Origin of the sequence: Actinokineospora spheciospongiae, from assembly GCF_003182415.1 — a bacterium.
Lineage (GTDB): Bacteria > Actinomycetota > Actinomycetes > Mycobacteriales > Pseudonocardiaceae > Actinokineospora > Actinokineospora spheciospongiae.
Genome location: NZ_QHCP01000018.1, coordinates 47,598 through 62,030 on the forward strand (window position 1 = coordinate 47,598; position 14,433 = coordinate 62,030).

The following is a 14,433-nucleotide window of genomic DNA, read 5'->3' on the forward strand; positions in this document are numbered from 1 at the left end:
GCGCCGGTGGGGTTCGGGGTGGGCGGTGGTCGTCGTGCGGGGCTGGGTGGGCGGAATTCGCGGGACGGGTGCGGTGGGTCCGGATAGCGTTCGGGCATGACTGACGCGATCACCGCCAAGTTGGTGCGGCGGTTCGGGCCCGGTGCCGCCGAGTGGGTGGCCGCATTGCCCGCGCTGGTGGCGGACTGCGCGCGGCGGTGGCGGCTGGAGGTCGGTGAGCCGTTCGACAGCGGGGCCTCCTCGGTCGCGATCCGCGCCACCGTGGGCGGTCGGGCCGCTGTGCTCAAGCTCAGTCCCGATGGGCCTTTCCTTGCGGCGCAAGCAGAGATGTTGCGGCTGTTCGAGCCCAGTGGCCGGATGCCCGTCCTGTTGGCGGAGGCGCCGGGGGCGTTGCTGCTGGAGGCCGTGCGGCCGGGGACCGAGGTCGCGGACCTGCGGCGGCAGCCCGCGCCGGAGGAGTACGCCGCGCTGCTGCTCGACCTGCACGCCGTTGAGCCGCCGGATGGGGTTCCGGATGACGTGCGCCTGCGGACGGAGCAGTTCCTGCGGCACGGCATCGGCCGGCTCGGGGAACCGGCGCTCGCCGCGTCGGGGTTGCGGCGGGAGGACTTCGAGCGGGCGCTGGACGGGCTGGACGACCTGTTCGCCCCGCCGTGGCCTTCGGCGCTGCTGCACGGCGATCTGCACCTGGGCAACGTGCTCGACGGTGGTCCGCGCGGCCTGGTGGCCATCGACCCGAAGGTGTGCGTCGGCGATCGGTGCTGGGACGCGGTCGACTACGTGTTGGGTGGGGCGGGCAGGAGTGACGGCATCGAGTACCGCCTGCACGCGCTCTCCACCGCCGCCCGGATCGACGTCGACCGGCTGTACACCTGGTGCAGGCTGGTCGCGGCGGCGACCGCCGTTTCCGTGCTGCTCCGGGGCGGATCGGGGCGGGCGGTGGACGAACTGCTCGCGCTGGCTCGCTGACCGCCCCGGGCGGGGGCACCGTCCTGACAGGTGTTGGTGCGGAGCCGGGCCGGTTGTCGATCGATCCGGTGAGCTTCGTCAAGCGGTGGGCTGCCGGTGTTCGCGGTGTGCCACGATGGGGGTGGTACCCCGTCGACGGGGTCCCCGGACGAGTGGGTGCCGTACCCGGTCAGCGACAAGACGGCGCTCGGGGAGCGGATCGTGTCCTGGCTTGTTCTAGTTGTGTCCGGTGTCCTGGAAGCCGTGTGGGCCACGGCGTTGGGCAAGTCCGAGGGGTTCACCCGGCTGACGCCCTCGCTGGTGTTCGGGGTGGCGATCGTGGCGAGCATGGGCGGGTTGGCCTTCGCCATGCGGGAGTTGCCGGTGGGGACCGCCTACGCGGTGTGGGTGGGCATCGGGGCGTCGCTCACCGTCGCCTACGGGATGTGGTCGGGGTCGGAGGCCGTGTCACTGGCCAAGGTCCTCCTGCTGGTGGGGATCGTGGGCTGTGTCATCGGGTTGAAGGTGCTGCACTGAGCCCCGGGGTCAGGTGGGGAGGAGGCGGCCGACCAGGGTGGTGAGTTGGCGGGTGTTGCGGCACTCGTGCATGGGGACCACCTCCGCGTACCGGTCCGCCTCCGAGTCGCCGCCCGCCCAGAGGGCTCGGCGTTCCGGGTTGAGCCAGTGGGCGTGGCGGGCGGGGGAGACCATGGCGCGCAGGGCTTCCAGGTTCGGGTCGCCGCCGTTGGTGCGGCCGTCACCCAGGATGAGCAGGGAGGTCTTGGCGGTGATGGCTTCCGCGTGGCGTTCGGTGAAGTGGCGGAAGGCCCGGCCGTAGTCGCTGTGGCCGTCCCAGGTGGACAGGGTGGCCTCGGCGTGGATGCGGGCGCTGAGGCCCTCCGGGTCGGCGGCTCCGGTGTGGACCAGGTGGGTGATCTCGTCCACCGTGTCGATGAAGCCGAACACGCGGACCCTGCTGAACTGGTCGCGCAGGGCCTGGACCAGGAGCATGGTGAAGTCGGCGAAGCCCGCCACCGAGCCGGACATGTCGCACACGAGCACGATCTCCGGGCGGCCCGGCCTGCGCCGCCGGTACGCCGGGCGCAGGGGGACGCCGCCGGTGGACAGGGAGCGGCGCAGCGTGCGGCGGATGTCGATGTGGCCCCGGTTGGCGCGGCGCCTGCGGGCGGCGAGGCGGGTGGCCAGCCTGCGCGAGAGCGGGCGGATGGTGCGGCGCAGCTCGGCGAGCTGTTCGCGGTTGGCGACCAGGAAGTCCACCCCGTCCGCCGACGGGGCCACGGCGTGCTCCAGCACCCGCTGCCTGCCGCGCGCCTCCGCCGTGCGCCGCCGGGCCTCGGTGCGGACCGCCGTGCGGAACGCCTCGATCCGGCGGCGCACCTCGTCGCGTTCGAGGCGGTCGGTGAAGTCGCCGTGCCCGCCGCCGGTTTCGGCGAGGACGCGCACCAGCAGGGTCTGCGGGCGGACCTTCTCCAGGGCCTCGTAGGCGGAGAAGCCGCCGCCCGAGCCGCTGCCGTACCGGCCGAACGCCTCGACCGCGATGCCCGCGAGCCTGGCCAGGCCGCCCGCGTCCTCGGCGGCGAGGGCGGCGACGAGTTCGGCGCGCAGGTCGTCGAGGTCCCGGTCCCGGTCGCGGGCGCCCTCCGGCACGCCGACGCCCAGGGGGAAGCACACGTCGAACACCGCGTCGAAGACCGGGCGCTGCCCGGCGCGGCGCAGCAGGGCCGCCGCCAGGCCCTCGCGCAGGCGTTCCCGGTCGGCCAGGCCCAGGACCTCGGCGACCGCCGCCGCGTCGACGGTCTCGCTGGGGCCCGCCGTGACGCCGTGCCCGCGCAAGGCGGTGACCAGCTCCACCAGCCGCTCCGGCAGGCCCGCGCCGGTCATGACGCCGCGCCGTCCAGGGCCTCGTCCAGGCGGAGGCGGTCGCGGACGCGGGTGATGTCGTCCTGGTGCTTGACGATCACCCCGAGGCTGGCCCGCACCACCTCCTCGTCGAGGGTGTCGGCGCCCAGGGCGAGCAGGGTGCGGGCCCAGTCGACCGCTTCGGCGACCGAGGGGGCCTTGCGCAGGTCCATCGCCCGCAGCGCGCCGACCACGGCCACCACCGACGCGGTCAGCGCCTCGTCGATGCCGGGCACCTTGGCCCGCACGATCCGCCGTTCCAGCTCGGGCTCGGGGAAGTCGATGTGCAGGAACAGGCAGCGCCGCCGCAGCGCGTCGGACAGGTCGCGGGTGGCGTTGGAGGTCAGCACGGTGAACGGGCGGCGCTTGGCCACGATGGTGCCCAGTTCCGGGACCGTCACCTGGAAGTCGCCCAGCACCTCCAGCAGCAGGCCCTCGATCTCCACGTCGGCCTTGTCCACCTCGTCCACCAGCAGCACCGTGGGCTCGTCGCCGGAGATGGCGGTCAGCAGGGGGCGGGAGAGCAGGTACTCCTCGGTGAAGATGTCCGCCCGCGCCCGGTCCCAGCCCTCGTCGCGGCCCGCGGTGATGCGCAGCAGTTGCTTGGCGTGGTTCCACTCGTACAGGGCCCGCGACTCGTCGACGCCCTCGTAGCACTGGAGGCGGACCAGCCGCGAGCCCGTCGCCGCCGACACCGCCCTGGCCAGCTCGGTCTTGCCGACGCCCGCCGGGCCCTCGACCAGCAGCGGTCGCCCCAGCCGGTCGGCGAGGAACACCGTGGTGGCGACCGGGGCCGAGGCCAGGTAGCCCTGCTCGGCCAGCCGCTCGACCACCTCGTCGACCGAGGCGAAGTATCCGGTTCCGATCACCCGGTCACGGTACTGCGCCGACGGCGGGCGCGGTGCGGGCGCGGGTATCGTTCCGGGGTCAGGAGAGGAGCGGCCCGATGTCGCAGACCGAACAGCGCGAGCAGGCCGTCCGGGCCCGGCGCCGCCTGCGGTTCCTGGTGGTCGCGCTGGTCGTGGCCGCCCTGTTGTTCGGCGTGCCGTGGTGGGTGCTGGTCGCCGGTGGCCAGGACTGGCCGGGGTGGGTCGTGGCGCTCGGCTCGGCCGTCTTCCTCGCCGGTGCCGTCGCCCTGCCGTACTCGATGACCAAGGGCCGCCGCAGCGACCGCGCCGCGGTGGTCGGCGACGTGCTGTTGGGTGTCACCTGGGTGCTGTTCGTGTGGAGCATCCTCGGTGCGCTCGCCGAGCTGGTCCTGGTGCTGGCCGGGGTGGACGACCCCACCCGCTCCCGCGTCGTCGCGGCGGCGGTCGTGGTGGTCGCCGCGGTGCTGCTGGCCCACGGCCACCACGAGGCGATGCGCGTGCCCCGGGTCCGCCGCACCGAGGTGCACCTGCCGCGCCTGGGCCCCGGCCTCGACGGCGTGAAGCTGGTCCTGCTCGCCGACACCCACTACGGCCCGATCGACCGATCCCGCTGGTCGGCCCGCACCACGGCCGCGGTCAACGCCCTCGACCCCGACATCGTCGCCCACGCGGGCGACATCGCCGACGGCACGCCCGCGCAGCGGCTCACCCAGTCCGCCCCGCTCGGCGACGTGCGCGCCACCCTCGCCCGGGTCTACGTCACCGGCAACCACGAGTACTTCAACGAGGCCCAGGGCTGGCTCGACCGCATGTCCGAACTGGGCTGGGAGGCCCTGCACAACCGCCACGTCGTCGTCGAGCGCGGCGGCTCCCGGCTGGTCGTGGCGGGCATCGACGACCGCACCGCCCCGTCGTCGGGCCTGCCCGGCCACCAGCCCGACATCGCCACCGCCCTGGCGGGCACCGACCCGGACCTGCCGGTGCTGCTGCTGGCCCACCAGCCCAAGCAGATCACCACCGCCGTGGAGGCGGGTGTGGACCTCCAGGTGTCCGGTCACACCCACGGCGGCCAGATCTGGCCGTTCCACCTGCTGGTGCGGCTGGACCAGCCGTGGTTGCAGGGGTTGACCAGGCTGAACGAGCGCACGCACCTGTACACGAGCCGGGGCGCGGGCTTCTGGGGTCCGCCGTTCCGGGTGTTCGCGCCGAGCGAGATCAGCCTGCTGGTCCTGCGCTCGACCCCGGTGGGCTGACGGGCGGTCCCACGCCGGTCGACCCCCGTTCGACCCGTGCGGGTGATCACCCCGGTGGCCCCGCCCCGGCGGGGCCACCGGCCCACACGCCCAGGGCCAGCCGCACCAGTTCGGCGTTGCCGCTGACGGGTTCGCCGCCCGGACCGAGCAGCGTGTCCTCCAGACCGATCCGGGTCGGCAGGCCCAGTCGTCCGGCGTGGGCGACGAGCGGCCAGCACGCGGCACCCTCGCCGTGCAGCAACCGCGGGCCCCGGACGCCGAGCCCGGCCAGCCTGGCGAGGACCGCGTCGGCCTGGCCCACCGGGTCCGCGCCGCCCGTGATCTCCACCAGGACCCGGGTGAACGGTCCGCGCCCGACGACCTCGGCGTCCCGGACCGACCACACCCCGGCCTCCACGCCGATCCCGGCGTCGCGCAGCACCCCCACCAGGTCGGCGAACCCGGGTTCGGCGGCGTTGACCGAGGCGAAGTCCGGCCGCTGCTCCGCCGCCAGGTCCGCCCACCCGCGCACCGCCGCCCGCCGCCGCGCGACGTCGCCGCCGGTGATCCACAACCCGGTGGACACCCCGACCGCGACCCCGGCGCCGCGGGCCGCGCGCACGCCCGCGCCGACGTCCTCGGCCGCGAGCGATTCCACCCCACCCGCGTCGCGCGGGTGGACGTGCACGGCCTCGGCCCCGGCCGCCACCGCCTCGACCGCGGCGGCCCCGACCTCGGCGGCCGTGACCGGTACGGCGGGGTGCTCGTCCCGCCGCCGCTCGCCGTTGAGGCACACCTTGAGCCGCTTCACCCCGGTGTCCAACGCTTCCTCCCCGCTGTCCGCGCCGTTGCCTGCTCCGCAGGTGGCGCCCATCAGTCTGCCGTCACCCGCGTCCCCGCCACCGCGCCTGGCCGGAGCCGGTCGACCGGCCCGGGCCCGGATCGGCGTGGTGCACGGCGGCATCGCCTCCAACCGGCCCCGGACGGCGGACGAAGTCGGAGCGGGCGCGGTTTCACCCGGTGTCACGGTGACGGCCGGGCGCGATCGTGCCAGGGTGTGGGGCGGATCGGGGGGGATCGACGGAGGGTTCGATGCGAGTGGGACGGCTGGTCGCCGTGGCGCTGCTGGTGGTCGGGGCGGTGGCGGGGGTGGCGCCGCGGGCCCTCGCGGTGCCGGACGTGCTCTGGCACGAGTGCGCGGAACCGGGTGGCGTGCCCGAGGCGGACCGGGGGCGGTTCGACTGCGCCGAGTACGCGGTGCCGCTGGACCACGACCACCCGGGGGCGGAGACCATCACCATCGCGATGATGCGCCGGGCCGCCGACGACCGGGACGCCAGGATCGGGTCGTTGTTCCTCAACCCCGGCGGACCGGGTGCCAGCGGGTACCTGATGGCGGCCGCCGCGCCGGTGTTCCTGGAACCGGAGGTGCTGCGGCGGTTCGACGTGATCGGCTTCGACCCGCGCGGGGTGGGCCGCAGCACGCCGCTGCGGTGCTTCACCACCCAGGAGGAAGCCGACGGGGTGTTCGCCAACGTGGTGTCGGTTCCGGTCACCCCGGAGCAGGTGCGCGAGGCGATCACCGCGAACCGCACCTACGAGCGGTCCTGCGGGCGCAACGGCGGCACGCTCCTCGACCACATGTCGACGGCGGACGTGGCCCGCGACCTCGACCTGCTGCGCGCCGCGGTGGGGGACCCGGCGCTGAACTACCTGGGCTTCTCCTACGGCACGCTGCTCGGCGCCACCTACGCGGCCATGTTCCCCGACCGCACCCGCGCGGTCGTCCTGGACGGCAACGTCGACCCGGCCCTGCGCACCACCGACGGCCTCGAACACGACCGCCGCCGCACCGCGGGCTTCGAGCTGGCCCTGGACGCCTACCTGCGCACCTGCGACGAGGTCGGCTGCCCGCTGGCCCCCGACTCCCGGGCCAAGTTCGACGCCACCCGCGACGCTCTGGAGCAGTCCGGCCCGGTCACCCTGCCCAGCGGTTACATCATCAGCCGCGACGACCTGGTGACCACCACGGCGGGCGCGCTGTACCGGCCCGCGCTGTTCACCAAGCTGGCCATCTTCTTCGCCGCCACCTACGCCGCCGCCCACCCCGAACGCTCCACCCCCGCGCCGCTCACCGCCGACACCATGCGCGACCTCACCGCCGCCCGCATCGACCCCCGCCGCGACAGCCCCTACACCGACGACGACGCCTACGCCGCGGTCAACTGCGCCGACAAGCCCTTCCCGGTGCCCCTGTCGCTGGTCCCGCGCATCGCCGAGTGGTGGGACGCGGAGATGCCCACGTTCGGCCGCGGCCTGAGCTGGGGGGACCCGGCCACCTGCGCCGACTGGCCCGGCCGCAGCACCGACCGGTTCACCGGCCCGTGGACCGCCCGCACGCCCAACCCGGCCCTGGTCGTCGGCAACCGCCACGACCCGGCCACCCGCCACCTGTTCGCCGAGGCGATGACCGCTGAACTCGGCAACGCGCACCTGCTGACGGTCGACGCCTTCGGCCACTGCATCCTCGGCTCCAGCGCCTGCGTCGACCGCGCGGTGGCCGAGTACCTGGTCGACCTCCGGCTGCCGGAACCGGGCCGGGTGTGCGAACCGGACGTGGCGCCGTTCGCGGTGGGCTGAGCGTGGTCGGAGGGCGTCCACAGCGGACGGGTCCGCTCAGGGCAGGTCCGCGTCGTGGACCAGCAGGGCGATCTGGGTGCGGTTGCCCAGGGCGAGCTTGCCCAGGACACGGGTGAGGTGGGCCTTCACCGTGGCCGTGCTGACGCCCAGCTCCGCGGCGATCTCCGCGTTCGACAGGCCCCGCCCCACGCCGACCGCCACCTCGTGCTCGCGGGCGGTCAGGGTGGACAGCGCCGCGCGGGCGCGGTCGAGGGCGCCCGCCTCCACCGCCACCCGGTCCATCAGGCGCCGGGTGATCCTGGGGGAGAGCACCGGTTCCCCCTCCGCCACCCGGTGCACGGCGGCGACGATGTCGGCGGGCGGCGCGTCCTTGAGCAGGAAGCCGCTGGCCCCGGCGCGCAGGGCGCGGAGCACGTTCTCGTCGGCGTCGAAGGTGGTCAGGACGACGACCTCGGGCGGGCCGGGGCGGGCGCGGACCCGGCGGGTGGCCTCGATGCCGTTGACCCGGGGCATCCGGATGTCCATCAGCACCACGTCGACCGGGTGGGCGTCCAGCGCGGCGGGCACCTCGGCGCCGTCGCCCGCCTCGGCGACCACCGCGATGCCCTCGGCGCCGTCGAGCATCGTGGTCAGCCCGGCGCGGACCAGCGGGTCGTCGTCGACGACCAGGACCCGGACGCTCACGCGGGCCACGGCAGCCACGCCCGCAGCCGGAACTCCCCGCCCGCGCGCTCGTGGTCGAGTTCGCCGCCCGCCAGCCGCACCCGCTCGGTGAGCCCGACCAGGCCGCTGCCGGTGCCGGGGACCCCGCTGCCGCGCGGGGACAGCGGGTTCGTCACCGCGATGAGCAGCCGGTCACCGCTGCTGCCCGCCAGGTCCACCCGGACCGGGGCGCCGGGGGCGTGCTTGCGGGCGTTGGTCAGCGCCTCCTGCACCACCCGGTAGGCGCAGCGGCCGGTGGTGCCGGGCAGCGCGGCCGGGTCGGCGACGGTGTCGCGCACCCGGACCGGCGTCCCGCCCGCCCGGGTCTCCTCGACCAGCGCGGGCACGTCGGCCAGGGCGGGCTGCGGGCGCTCGGCGTCGTCGCCGTCCTCGTCGCGGAGCAGGGTGATGACCTCGCGCAACTCCTCCAGGGCCTGGTGGGCGGTGGCGCGGATGACCGCCGCCCCCTGCGCCAGCCGCTCCGGCGGGGCGTCCGGGCGGTACTCCAGGGCACCCGCGTAGGTGGTCAGCAGCGACAGCCGGTGTGCCAGCACGTCGTGCATCTCCCTGGCGATCGCGGTCCGCTCGGCCACCCTGGCCTCGGCGACCAGCCTGCCCTGCTCGGCCTCCGCCCGCCGCGCCCGCTCCCGCAGCGAGCCGATCACCAGTGCCCGCGCCTTGGCCAGCGCCCCCCACCCGAGCAGCCCGGCGTGCACGATCACCGTCAGCACCAGGTACCACCCGAACGACAGACCCGGCACCGGCCACCACAGCCCGCGCACCGCGTGCCCGCAGACCTGCACCAGCGCCACCAGCCCCGCCAGCGGCATCGGCCGGGTGCGCGCGACCTGCACCAGCGCCACGTTCGCGGGCAGCGTGACCGGCGACGTCAGCGCGGCCAGGCACCCCAGCACCACCGCCACGGGCACCGGCCTGCGCAGCATCACCGGCACCGCGGCGACGCCCACCAGGCCCACCGCCAGGTTGAACAGCAGCAGGCCGGTCTCCACCCCGGAGACGTATTCGCCGTAGGTGGCGGCGAACACGCCCACCGCGACCAGCGGCAGCGCGATCCGCCGCGCCCGACACCGCTCCCCGTCGTCCACGGTGCCCAGCGTATGGCGGGTCAGTGGGGTCGGACAGCGACCAAAGTCGACCCCGCCCCCTCCGGTGGGCGGGTGCCCGGTGACCGTCCGGCCGATGTGCGCGCGGGCCGCGCCCGGGAGGCTGATCGCCATGACGGCCATCCTCCCGGCCCCGCCCGGTCCGCCGCGCGCCGGAACCGGAAACCGGTGGCTGTCTGCTCGACCCCGTGCCGCCGCACCGCTGTGCGCCGTCGAGGGCCCTGGGGGGTGTCCTCGCCGATCCGCACCGCGTGCTGCGGCCGGGCGGGTGGTGCGCGTCCGTCGGGCAACCGGCGCCGCCCGCGCGGCGGCGCCGGTTCGGCGGGCCGAGCCGACGCGGCGCCCAAGGGGCAGGATTGACTTATATAAGCAGAGGCCGGTATGGTCTCCGTCATGCACGCGTTCGACATCCTCGGCGATCCCGTGCGCAGGCGCATCCTGGAACTGCTGGCCGATGGTGAGCAGACCTCCGGTGCGATCACGGATGTCATCCGGGCCGAGTTCGCGATCTCCCAACCGGCCGTCTCCCAGCACCTGCGAGTGCTGCGCGACAGCGGGTTCACGTCGGTGCGGGCTCAGGGCACCCGCCGGTTCTACGCCATCGAACCCGCGCCGCTGAGCGAGGTCGACGCGTGGCTGGACCGGTTCCGCCTGCTCTGGGAACAACGCCTCGACGCCCTGGGAACCGAACTGGCCCGGGGCAGGCGTGCCCGCAGGACCCCGACCGGTGCGGCGCCCACCCGACCGACCGGGTCCGGCACCGATGCGGGCGAGACCGATCCACCACCGAAGGGGCAGGACAGATGAAAGACGTGTTGGAGGAGCTGGCCGCCGCGCACCGGGCGATGGGCAAGGGCAACCTGCCCGCGGGCGAGGCGTACACCGTGGAGCTGCGGCGACGGTACGACGCGCAGATCGACGACGTCTGGGACGCCATCACCAGCCCCGAGCGGCTGCACCGCTGGTTGAAACCGGTCACCGGCGACCTGCGCCTCGGCGGGAAGTTCGAGTTGGACGGTGGCGAGCACGGCGAAATCCTCCGGTGCGAGCCGCCGCGCCTGCTCAGGGTGTCCTGGCTCTACGGACCGGACGCCGACGCCTGGCCCGGCACGAGCGAGGTGGAAGTGCGCCTGACCCCGGGCCCGACCGGCGACACCGAGTTCGAGCTGATCCACGCGGCAGCCGTCGGGGAGCCCTCCTTCCCGACCTACGGCCCCGGCGCGGGCGGCGTCGGCTGGGACCTGGGGCTGCTCGCCCTGGGCCGGTTCCTGGCCGGTGGCGAGATCGCAGGCCACGAGGCGTTCGAGAAGTCGCCCGAGGGGCGCGAGTTCAGCAGGCGCAGCGCCGCGGCCTGGGGCCAAGCCCACCTGGCAGCCGGTGGCGAACCGGAGCACGTCGCGGCCGCAGTCGAAGCCACCACCAAGTTCTACGCACCCGACCCGACCTGACACCCCTGCCGCGGTGACCCAACCGCAGATCGCGAGCTTGCCCCCGCACGGATCTCGCTACTCGTCCGCGAGATTGGCCAGGTTCGAGGTGACCCGGTCTCGCACCCGCACCGCCTGCGGGTCGTCGAACGTCGACAGGATCGACAACGCCGCGACCCACTGGGGCCGTGCCTGTTCGGGCTGGTCGGATTCGCGCAGGGCGGTCGCCAGCCGGTCGAGTGCGAGGGCGAACTGCCACTGGTCGCCGAGATCGCGGTGGGTGGAGACGGCAATGCGGTGGAACGGGATGGCCTCGTCCGGCCTGCCGAGCCGCTGGTAGGCCATCCCCGCGCTGTCCAGGGCTATCGCCTCACGGCTCCGGTCTCCCAGCCTCCGCTGCATGGATGCCGCGTGCTGGAACAACGGCAGCGCCTCCGCCGGATCGCCCTCGGCGAGGCGGAGGTACCCCGATTCCAGCAGGCTGACCGCCTCGCAGACGGGGTAGCTGTCGGCCAGGGCGATTTCCAGAGCGGCCCGCAGGGCCGAGTCGGCGTCCCGGAGGTGCCCGGATCGCCGGTGCGCGATGGCCAGGCAGATCAACGCGTTGCTCTCGGCGAGCCGGTCGCCGACCTCGCGGCTGATGGACAGCGATTCCCGGATGGTCTCGATGCCCGCCGCGTGCTGGTCCAGATCGCTCTGGAGCACACCCAGGTTGCTCAGCAGGTAGGCCTCGTTGGCCCGGTCACCCACTTCCCGGAAGGCCGCCAGTGCCTGCTCGAAGTGGGTTCGAGCCGCGAACAGGCGGTGCCGTCGGTTGGCCAGCAGGCCGAGGTCGTTGGTCGACTGGGCGATGCCGCTGCTGTCGTTGAGGTCCTCGCGGACCGCCAAGGCCGCCAAGTGGAACTCCTCGGCTTTTTCCAACTGGTGAGATTGCAGGTGGGCCATCCCCAGGCTGGCCAGCAACTGCGCTTCGCCGAACCGGTCCCGGATCGCCCTGGCCGAAGCCAATCCGGTGGTCGTGGTGAGAACCCAGTCCTCGATGGGGTTCTGGATGGCGTAGACGCTCCACAGCACCGCGGGCAACTGCCACGCAAGCCGGTGCAGACCCGCATCGGCCGCTGCCCGGGTGGCCCCGACGAAGTTCGCCTGCTCTTCCTCATACCAGCGGAAAGCGGCGTCGTACCCGTCGAACGCCAGCGCGGTGACCTCTGCCTCGGGCGCGTCCAACAGGACGTCCGGGTCCAGCGGGCAGAGAATGGAGACGGCGGATCGCGCGGACAGCACGTACCAGGCGACCACCCGTTCCACCGCTGCCCGGCGATCCTCCTCTGCTTCCTGCGTGACCACTTGGTCGATGGCGTAGGCCCGCAGCAGGTCGTGGAATTCGTAGCGCGCAGGCGACCGCTGTTCGAGCACGTGGCAGCCGACGAGTACGTCCAGCAGCGACCGGGCCCGGGCGGTGCCCGCCCCGATCAGCGCCGCGGCCGCTTGGGCGCTGAACTCCGGCCCGGGGTGCAGGCCCAGGAGCCGGAACGCCCTGGCGGCGTCGGCGGGCAGAGCCCGGTAGGACCAGGCGAACACCGTTCGCACGGCGTCGGACTCCTCCTCGTCGGATGTCAGCGCGTCCCACAACCCCGACTCGTCGCGCAACTCGCTGATCAGTTCGTGCAGCAGCATCAGCGGCCTGCTCGACGCGCGCTCGGCCGCGATCCGCAAGGCGAGCGGCAACCGCGCGCACAGCGCCGCCAGCTCGACCAGGTCAGCCGGGTCGTCCGGGTTCCGGTAGGCCGCGGTGACCGTCTTGAGCAACTCGACCGCTTCCGCCTCGGACAGCGTGTCCAGCACCAATCGGCGAGCGCCATCCCTGACCACCAGCCCGGAGAGGCGGTTGCGACTGGTCACGACGACGAGGCAGTCCGCGTTGCCGGGCAGCAGGGGTCTGACCTGCCCGACGCTCGCGGCGTTGTCCAGCACGACGAGCACCCGCTGCTCGGCGAGGATGGTGCGGTAGAGCGCCGACTTGTCCTCCAATTCCACCGGGATGCCGTCCGGCGGCACGCCCAGTGAGCGCAGGAAGCGGTCGAGGGCCTGCTCAGGCGTCACCGGCAGCCCCGGGTCGTGGCCGCGCAGGTTCACGTACAGCTGACCGTCGGGGAAGTTGTGCCGAGCGGCGTGCGCCCAGTGCAGCGCCAGGGCGGTCTTCCCGACTCCGGCGGTGCCGGTGAGGACGTAGATCCCGACGACCAGGGGTTCGTGCCGCTCGGTGAGGGCGGTGCTGAGCGCGGTCAACTCCTTCGACCGGTTGACGAACCCGCTCACATCGCCCGGCAACTGGCGTGGAACCCGCCGGGTCGGGCTGTTCGCCTGACCGTGGATGTGAACGCCGCCGTGGACCGTTCCCGCCTGGACGACGTCGGAGGCCGAGCCGCCGATCTCGGCGCTGTTCTCCCGCGCGGGGTGGTCGTCCTGCCGCATCGGGTCACTGGCCTCGCGGCGGTTCCAGGTGGGCGACCTCGCGCTGGTAGAAGCTCTCGAAGTCCTCGCCCATCTCGTGCAGGTCCGCCATGAGTCGACGACAGCGGGCGACCGTCGACCGGTCCTCGGTGCGAATGGCGCCGGTGTGCTCACCGTTGTCGGTGTACAGGACCTCGTACATGACATCGGTGCCCAGGGTGACCACCTCGGGCAGGGGTGCGTCGCGCTCGAACCGCGCCACCTTCTCCGCCTCCACCACCCGCATGTCCTCACCGGATTGAGCCCGCACCCGCAGCGGGTGGAACGCCCACTGGATGAACGGGGTCATCGGCAGCTCCACGACCTTCGTCCACCGCGTGCGGATGCCCCGGGCGGCATCCTCGCGGTACTCCTGTTCGAGGTCGGGTCGTAATTCTTCGGCAAGTCGAAGGGCCTCTTCCCAGTCGCCGCTGAGGTAGGCGTGCCAACTGGGCATCCCCGGCTCCTGGAAGAGTTGTCTTCGTTCCAGTTTCCAGAACTCGCCGCCGTGTCGGCCGAGCTTCTCGTAGTCTTCGGTGAACTTCTTGTCATAGGCTTCGGGTTCGAGTGGTTCGCCGTTGGCCCGCAGTGACAGTTCATGCATCCGGGATGTCTTTCTTCGCCGCTCTGAGCATCGGCCCGGGGATGACGACCAGTCGTTCACCGTCGCCGACGCTCATGTCGTCGGGCAACTGGGGCCGGTAGACGTCCGTCAGGTCCCGGCCTATCACCGCGATGTCCCCATTGGACAGTTCCCAGATGTCCGGGCAGGTCTTCTTGGTGGTGGTGCTGGCGGCGTCGTCATCGCCCCCACTGCCTGGTTCCCTCGGCGAGATCCCCAGTCGTCTGCTCAAAGTTGCCGACGGGTCCGGTTGCCAGCTTTTCGTGGCCATGGCTGCTTCCCCTCGCGCATTCAGCCCGAATGGTGAAGCGTACCAGCGGAATGGCAGTTTCAACCCGTGCGCCAAATGTGCGATCGGGTGATAGGGGTTTTCGGAATCGGTCAAGCCTTGCGATCGGTGGGGTTGAGCTGACGAGCCGGTCCGGGGGGTGGGCAGGGGTGTGCCCGGCCCACCCC

14 protein-coding genes and 1 riboswitch are annotated in these 14,433 nt (G+C 73.4%); of the genes, 6 read left to right on the forward strand and 8 right to left on the reverse strand.

What is annotated here, in order from left to right:
* The first annotated feature begins 96 nt into the window (after positions 1 to 96).
* Positions 97 to 969: an aminoglycoside phosphotransferase family protein gene (locus tag DFQ13_RS31180; RefSeq protein WP_110082400.1), complete on the forward strand. Its 873-nt coding sequence runs from the start codon at positions 97 to 99 to the stop codon at positions 967 to 969.
* 121 nt (positions 970 to 1,090) lie between these two features.
* A riboswitch (guanidine-III (ykkC-III) riboswitch) is annotated at positions 1,091 to 1,159 on the forward strand.
* Between the two features lie 11 nt (positions 1,160 to 1,170).
* Positions 1,171 to 1,485 carry a DMT family transporter gene (locus DFQ13_RS31185; protein WP_035281437.1) on the forward strand — a complete coding sequence of 105 codons (315 nt, stop codon included), beginning with the start codon at positions 1,171 to 1,173 and terminating at the stop codon, positions 1,483 to 1,485.
* 9 nt (positions 1,486 to 1,494) lie between these two features.
* Here DFQ13_RS31185 and DFQ13_RS31190 read toward each other — a convergent pair whose 3' ends face one another.
* Positions 1,495 to 2,850 carry a VWA domain-containing protein gene (locus DFQ13_RS31190; protein ID WP_110082401.1) on the reverse strand — a complete coding sequence of 452 codons (1,356 nt, stop codon included), beginning with the start codon at positions 2,848 to 2,850 and terminating at the stop codon, positions 1,495 to 1,497.
* Positions 2,847 to 3,734 (reverse strand): AAA family ATPase, encoded by an 888-nt coding sequence (locus tag DFQ13_RS31195; RefSeq protein ID WP_110082421.1) that lies wholly within the window; start codon positions 3,732 to 3,734, stop codon positions 2,847 to 2,849. Before DFQ13_RS31195 ends, DFQ13_RS31190 begins: the two co-directional genes overlap by 4 nt.
* A gap of 80 nt (positions 3,735 to 3,814) precedes the next feature.
* On the opposite strand from DFQ13_RS31195, the gene DFQ13_RS31200 reads away from it, so the two are divergent.
* Positions 3,815 to 4,990: a metallophosphoesterase gene (locus tag DFQ13_RS31200; protein ID WP_110082402.1), complete on the forward strand. Its 1,176-nt coding sequence runs from the start codon at positions 3,815 to 3,817 to the stop codon at positions 4,988 to 4,990.
* A 46-nt stretch (positions 4,991 to 5,036) separates the two neighbouring features.
* Here DFQ13_RS31200 and DFQ13_RS31205 read toward each other — a convergent pair whose 3' ends face one another.
* The gene (locus DFQ13_RS31205; protein ID WP_110082403.1) at positions 5,037 to 5,843 is read right to left on the reverse strand and encodes a 3-keto-5-aminohexanoate cleavage protein; all 807 of its coding nucleotides are present in this window, start codon (positions 5,841 to 5,843) and stop codon (positions 5,037 to 5,039) included.
* Positions 5,844 to 6,061: 218 nt separating this feature from the next.
* On the opposite strand from DFQ13_RS31205, the gene DFQ13_RS31210 reads away from it, so the two are divergent.
* Positions 6,062 to 7,609, forward strand: coding sequence for an alpha/beta hydrolase (locus tag DFQ13_RS31210; protein ID WP_110082404.1), 1,548 nt, complete (start codon positions 6,062 to 6,064; stop codon positions 7,607 to 7,609).
* 36 nt (positions 7,610 to 7,645) lie between these two features.
* On the opposite strand, the gene DFQ13_RS31215 is transcribed toward DFQ13_RS31210, so the two are convergent.
* Positions 7,646 to 8,293, reverse strand: a complete 648-nt coding sequence (locus DFQ13_RS31215; protein WP_407643237.1) for a response regulator transcription factor — start codon at positions 8,291 to 8,293, stop codon at positions 7,646 to 7,648.
* Positions 8,290 to 9,417 (reverse strand): sensor histidine kinase, encoded by a 1,128-nt coding sequence (locus DFQ13_RS31220; protein ID WP_233438669.1) that lies wholly within the window; start codon positions 9,415 to 9,417, stop codon positions 8,290 to 8,292. The genes DFQ13_RS31215 and DFQ13_RS31220 overlap by 4 nt, the downstream gene beginning before the upstream one ends.
* Positions 9,418 to 9,828: 411 nt before the next feature.
* Between DFQ13_RS31220 and DFQ13_RS31225 the strand changes: the two genes are divergently transcribed.
* Together DFQ13_RS31225 and DFQ13_RS31230 are read left to right on the forward strand one after the other, a co-directional pair.
* Positions 9,829 to 10,242: an ArsR/SmtB family transcription factor gene (locus tag DFQ13_RS31225; protein ID WP_110082422.1), complete on the forward strand. Its 414-nt coding sequence runs from the start codon at positions 9,829 to 9,831 to the stop codon at positions 10,240 to 10,242.
* Positions 10,239 to 10,883: an SRPBCC family protein gene (locus DFQ13_RS31230; RefSeq protein ID WP_181400236.1), complete on the forward strand. Its 645-nt coding sequence runs from the start codon at positions 10,239 to 10,241 to the stop codon at positions 10,881 to 10,883. Before DFQ13_RS31225 ends, DFQ13_RS31230 begins: the two co-directional genes overlap by 4 nt.
* A gap of 57 nt (positions 10,884 to 10,940) precedes the next feature.
* Here DFQ13_RS31230 and DFQ13_RS31235 read toward each other — a convergent pair whose 3' ends face one another.
* Genes DFQ13_RS31235 through DFQ13_RS31245 form a run of 3 tightly spaced genes read right to left on the reverse strand, consistent with a single transcriptional unit; the run spans position 10,941 to position 14,248 of the window.
* On the reverse strand, positions 10,941 to 13,337 hold the full coding sequence (locus DFQ13_RS31235; protein ID WP_110082406.1) for an ATP-binding protein: 2,397 nt from the start codon (positions 13,335 to 13,337) through the stop codon (positions 10,941 to 10,943).
* Between the two features lie 4 nt (positions 13,338 to 13,341).
* Positions 13,342 to 13,959 (reverse strand): DUF6879 family protein, encoded by a 618-nt coding sequence (locus DFQ13_RS33390; RefSeq protein ID WP_146241420.1) that lies wholly within the window; start codon positions 13,957 to 13,959, stop codon positions 13,342 to 13,344.
* Positions 13,952 to 14,248 (reverse strand): hypothetical protein, encoded by a 297-nt coding sequence (locus DFQ13_RS31245; protein WP_035281400.1) that lies wholly within the window; start codon positions 14,246 to 14,248, stop codon positions 13,952 to 13,954. Before DFQ13_RS31245 ends, DFQ13_RS33390 begins: the two co-directional genes overlap by 8 nt.
* Positions 14,249 to 14,433: the final 185 nt, after the last annotated feature.

Bases quoted from the DNA above. Each gene is read 5' to 3' on its own strand.
- DFQ13_RS31225 (WP_110082422.1), top strand. From the start codon at position 9,829: ATGCACGCGTTCGACATCCTCGGCGATCCCGTGCGCAGGCGCATCCTG.
- DFQ13_RS33390 (WP_146241420.1), bottom strand. From the start codon at position 13,959: ATGCATGAACTGTCACTGCGGGCCAACGGCGAACCACTCGAACCCGAA.
- DFQ13_RS31245 (WP_035281400.1), bottom strand. From the start codon at position 14,248: ATGGCCACGAAAAGCTGGCAACCGGACCCGTCGGCAACTTTGAGCAGA.
- DFQ13_RS31205 (WP_110082403.1), bottom strand. From the start codon at position 5,843: ATGGGCGCCACCTGCGGAGCAGGCAACGGCGCGGACAGCGGGGAGGAA.
- DFQ13_RS31180 (WP_110082400.1), top strand. From the start codon at position 97: ATGACTGACGCGATCACCGCCAAGTTGGTGCGGCGGTTCGGGCCCGGT.
- DFQ13_RS31210 (WP_110082404.1), top strand. From the start codon at position 6,062: ATGCGAGTGGGACGGCTGGTCGCCGTGGCGCTGCTGGTGGTCGGGGCG.
- DFQ13_RS31230 (WP_181400236.1), top strand. From the start codon at position 10,239: ATGAAAGACGTGTTGGAGGAGCTGGCCGCCGCGCACCGGGCGATGGGC.
- DFQ13_RS31235 (WP_110082406.1), bottom strand. From the start codon at position 13,337: ATGCGGCAGGACGACCACCCCGCGCGGGAGAACAGCGCCGAGATCGGC.
- DFQ13_RS31190 (WP_110082401.1), bottom strand. From the start codon at position 2,850: ATGACCGGCGCGGGCCTGCCGGAGCGGCTGGTGGAGCTGGTCACCGCC.
- DFQ13_RS31200 (WP_110082402.1), top strand. From the start codon at position 3,815: ATGTCGCAGACCGAACAGCGCGAGCAGGCCGTCCGGGCCCGGCGCCGC.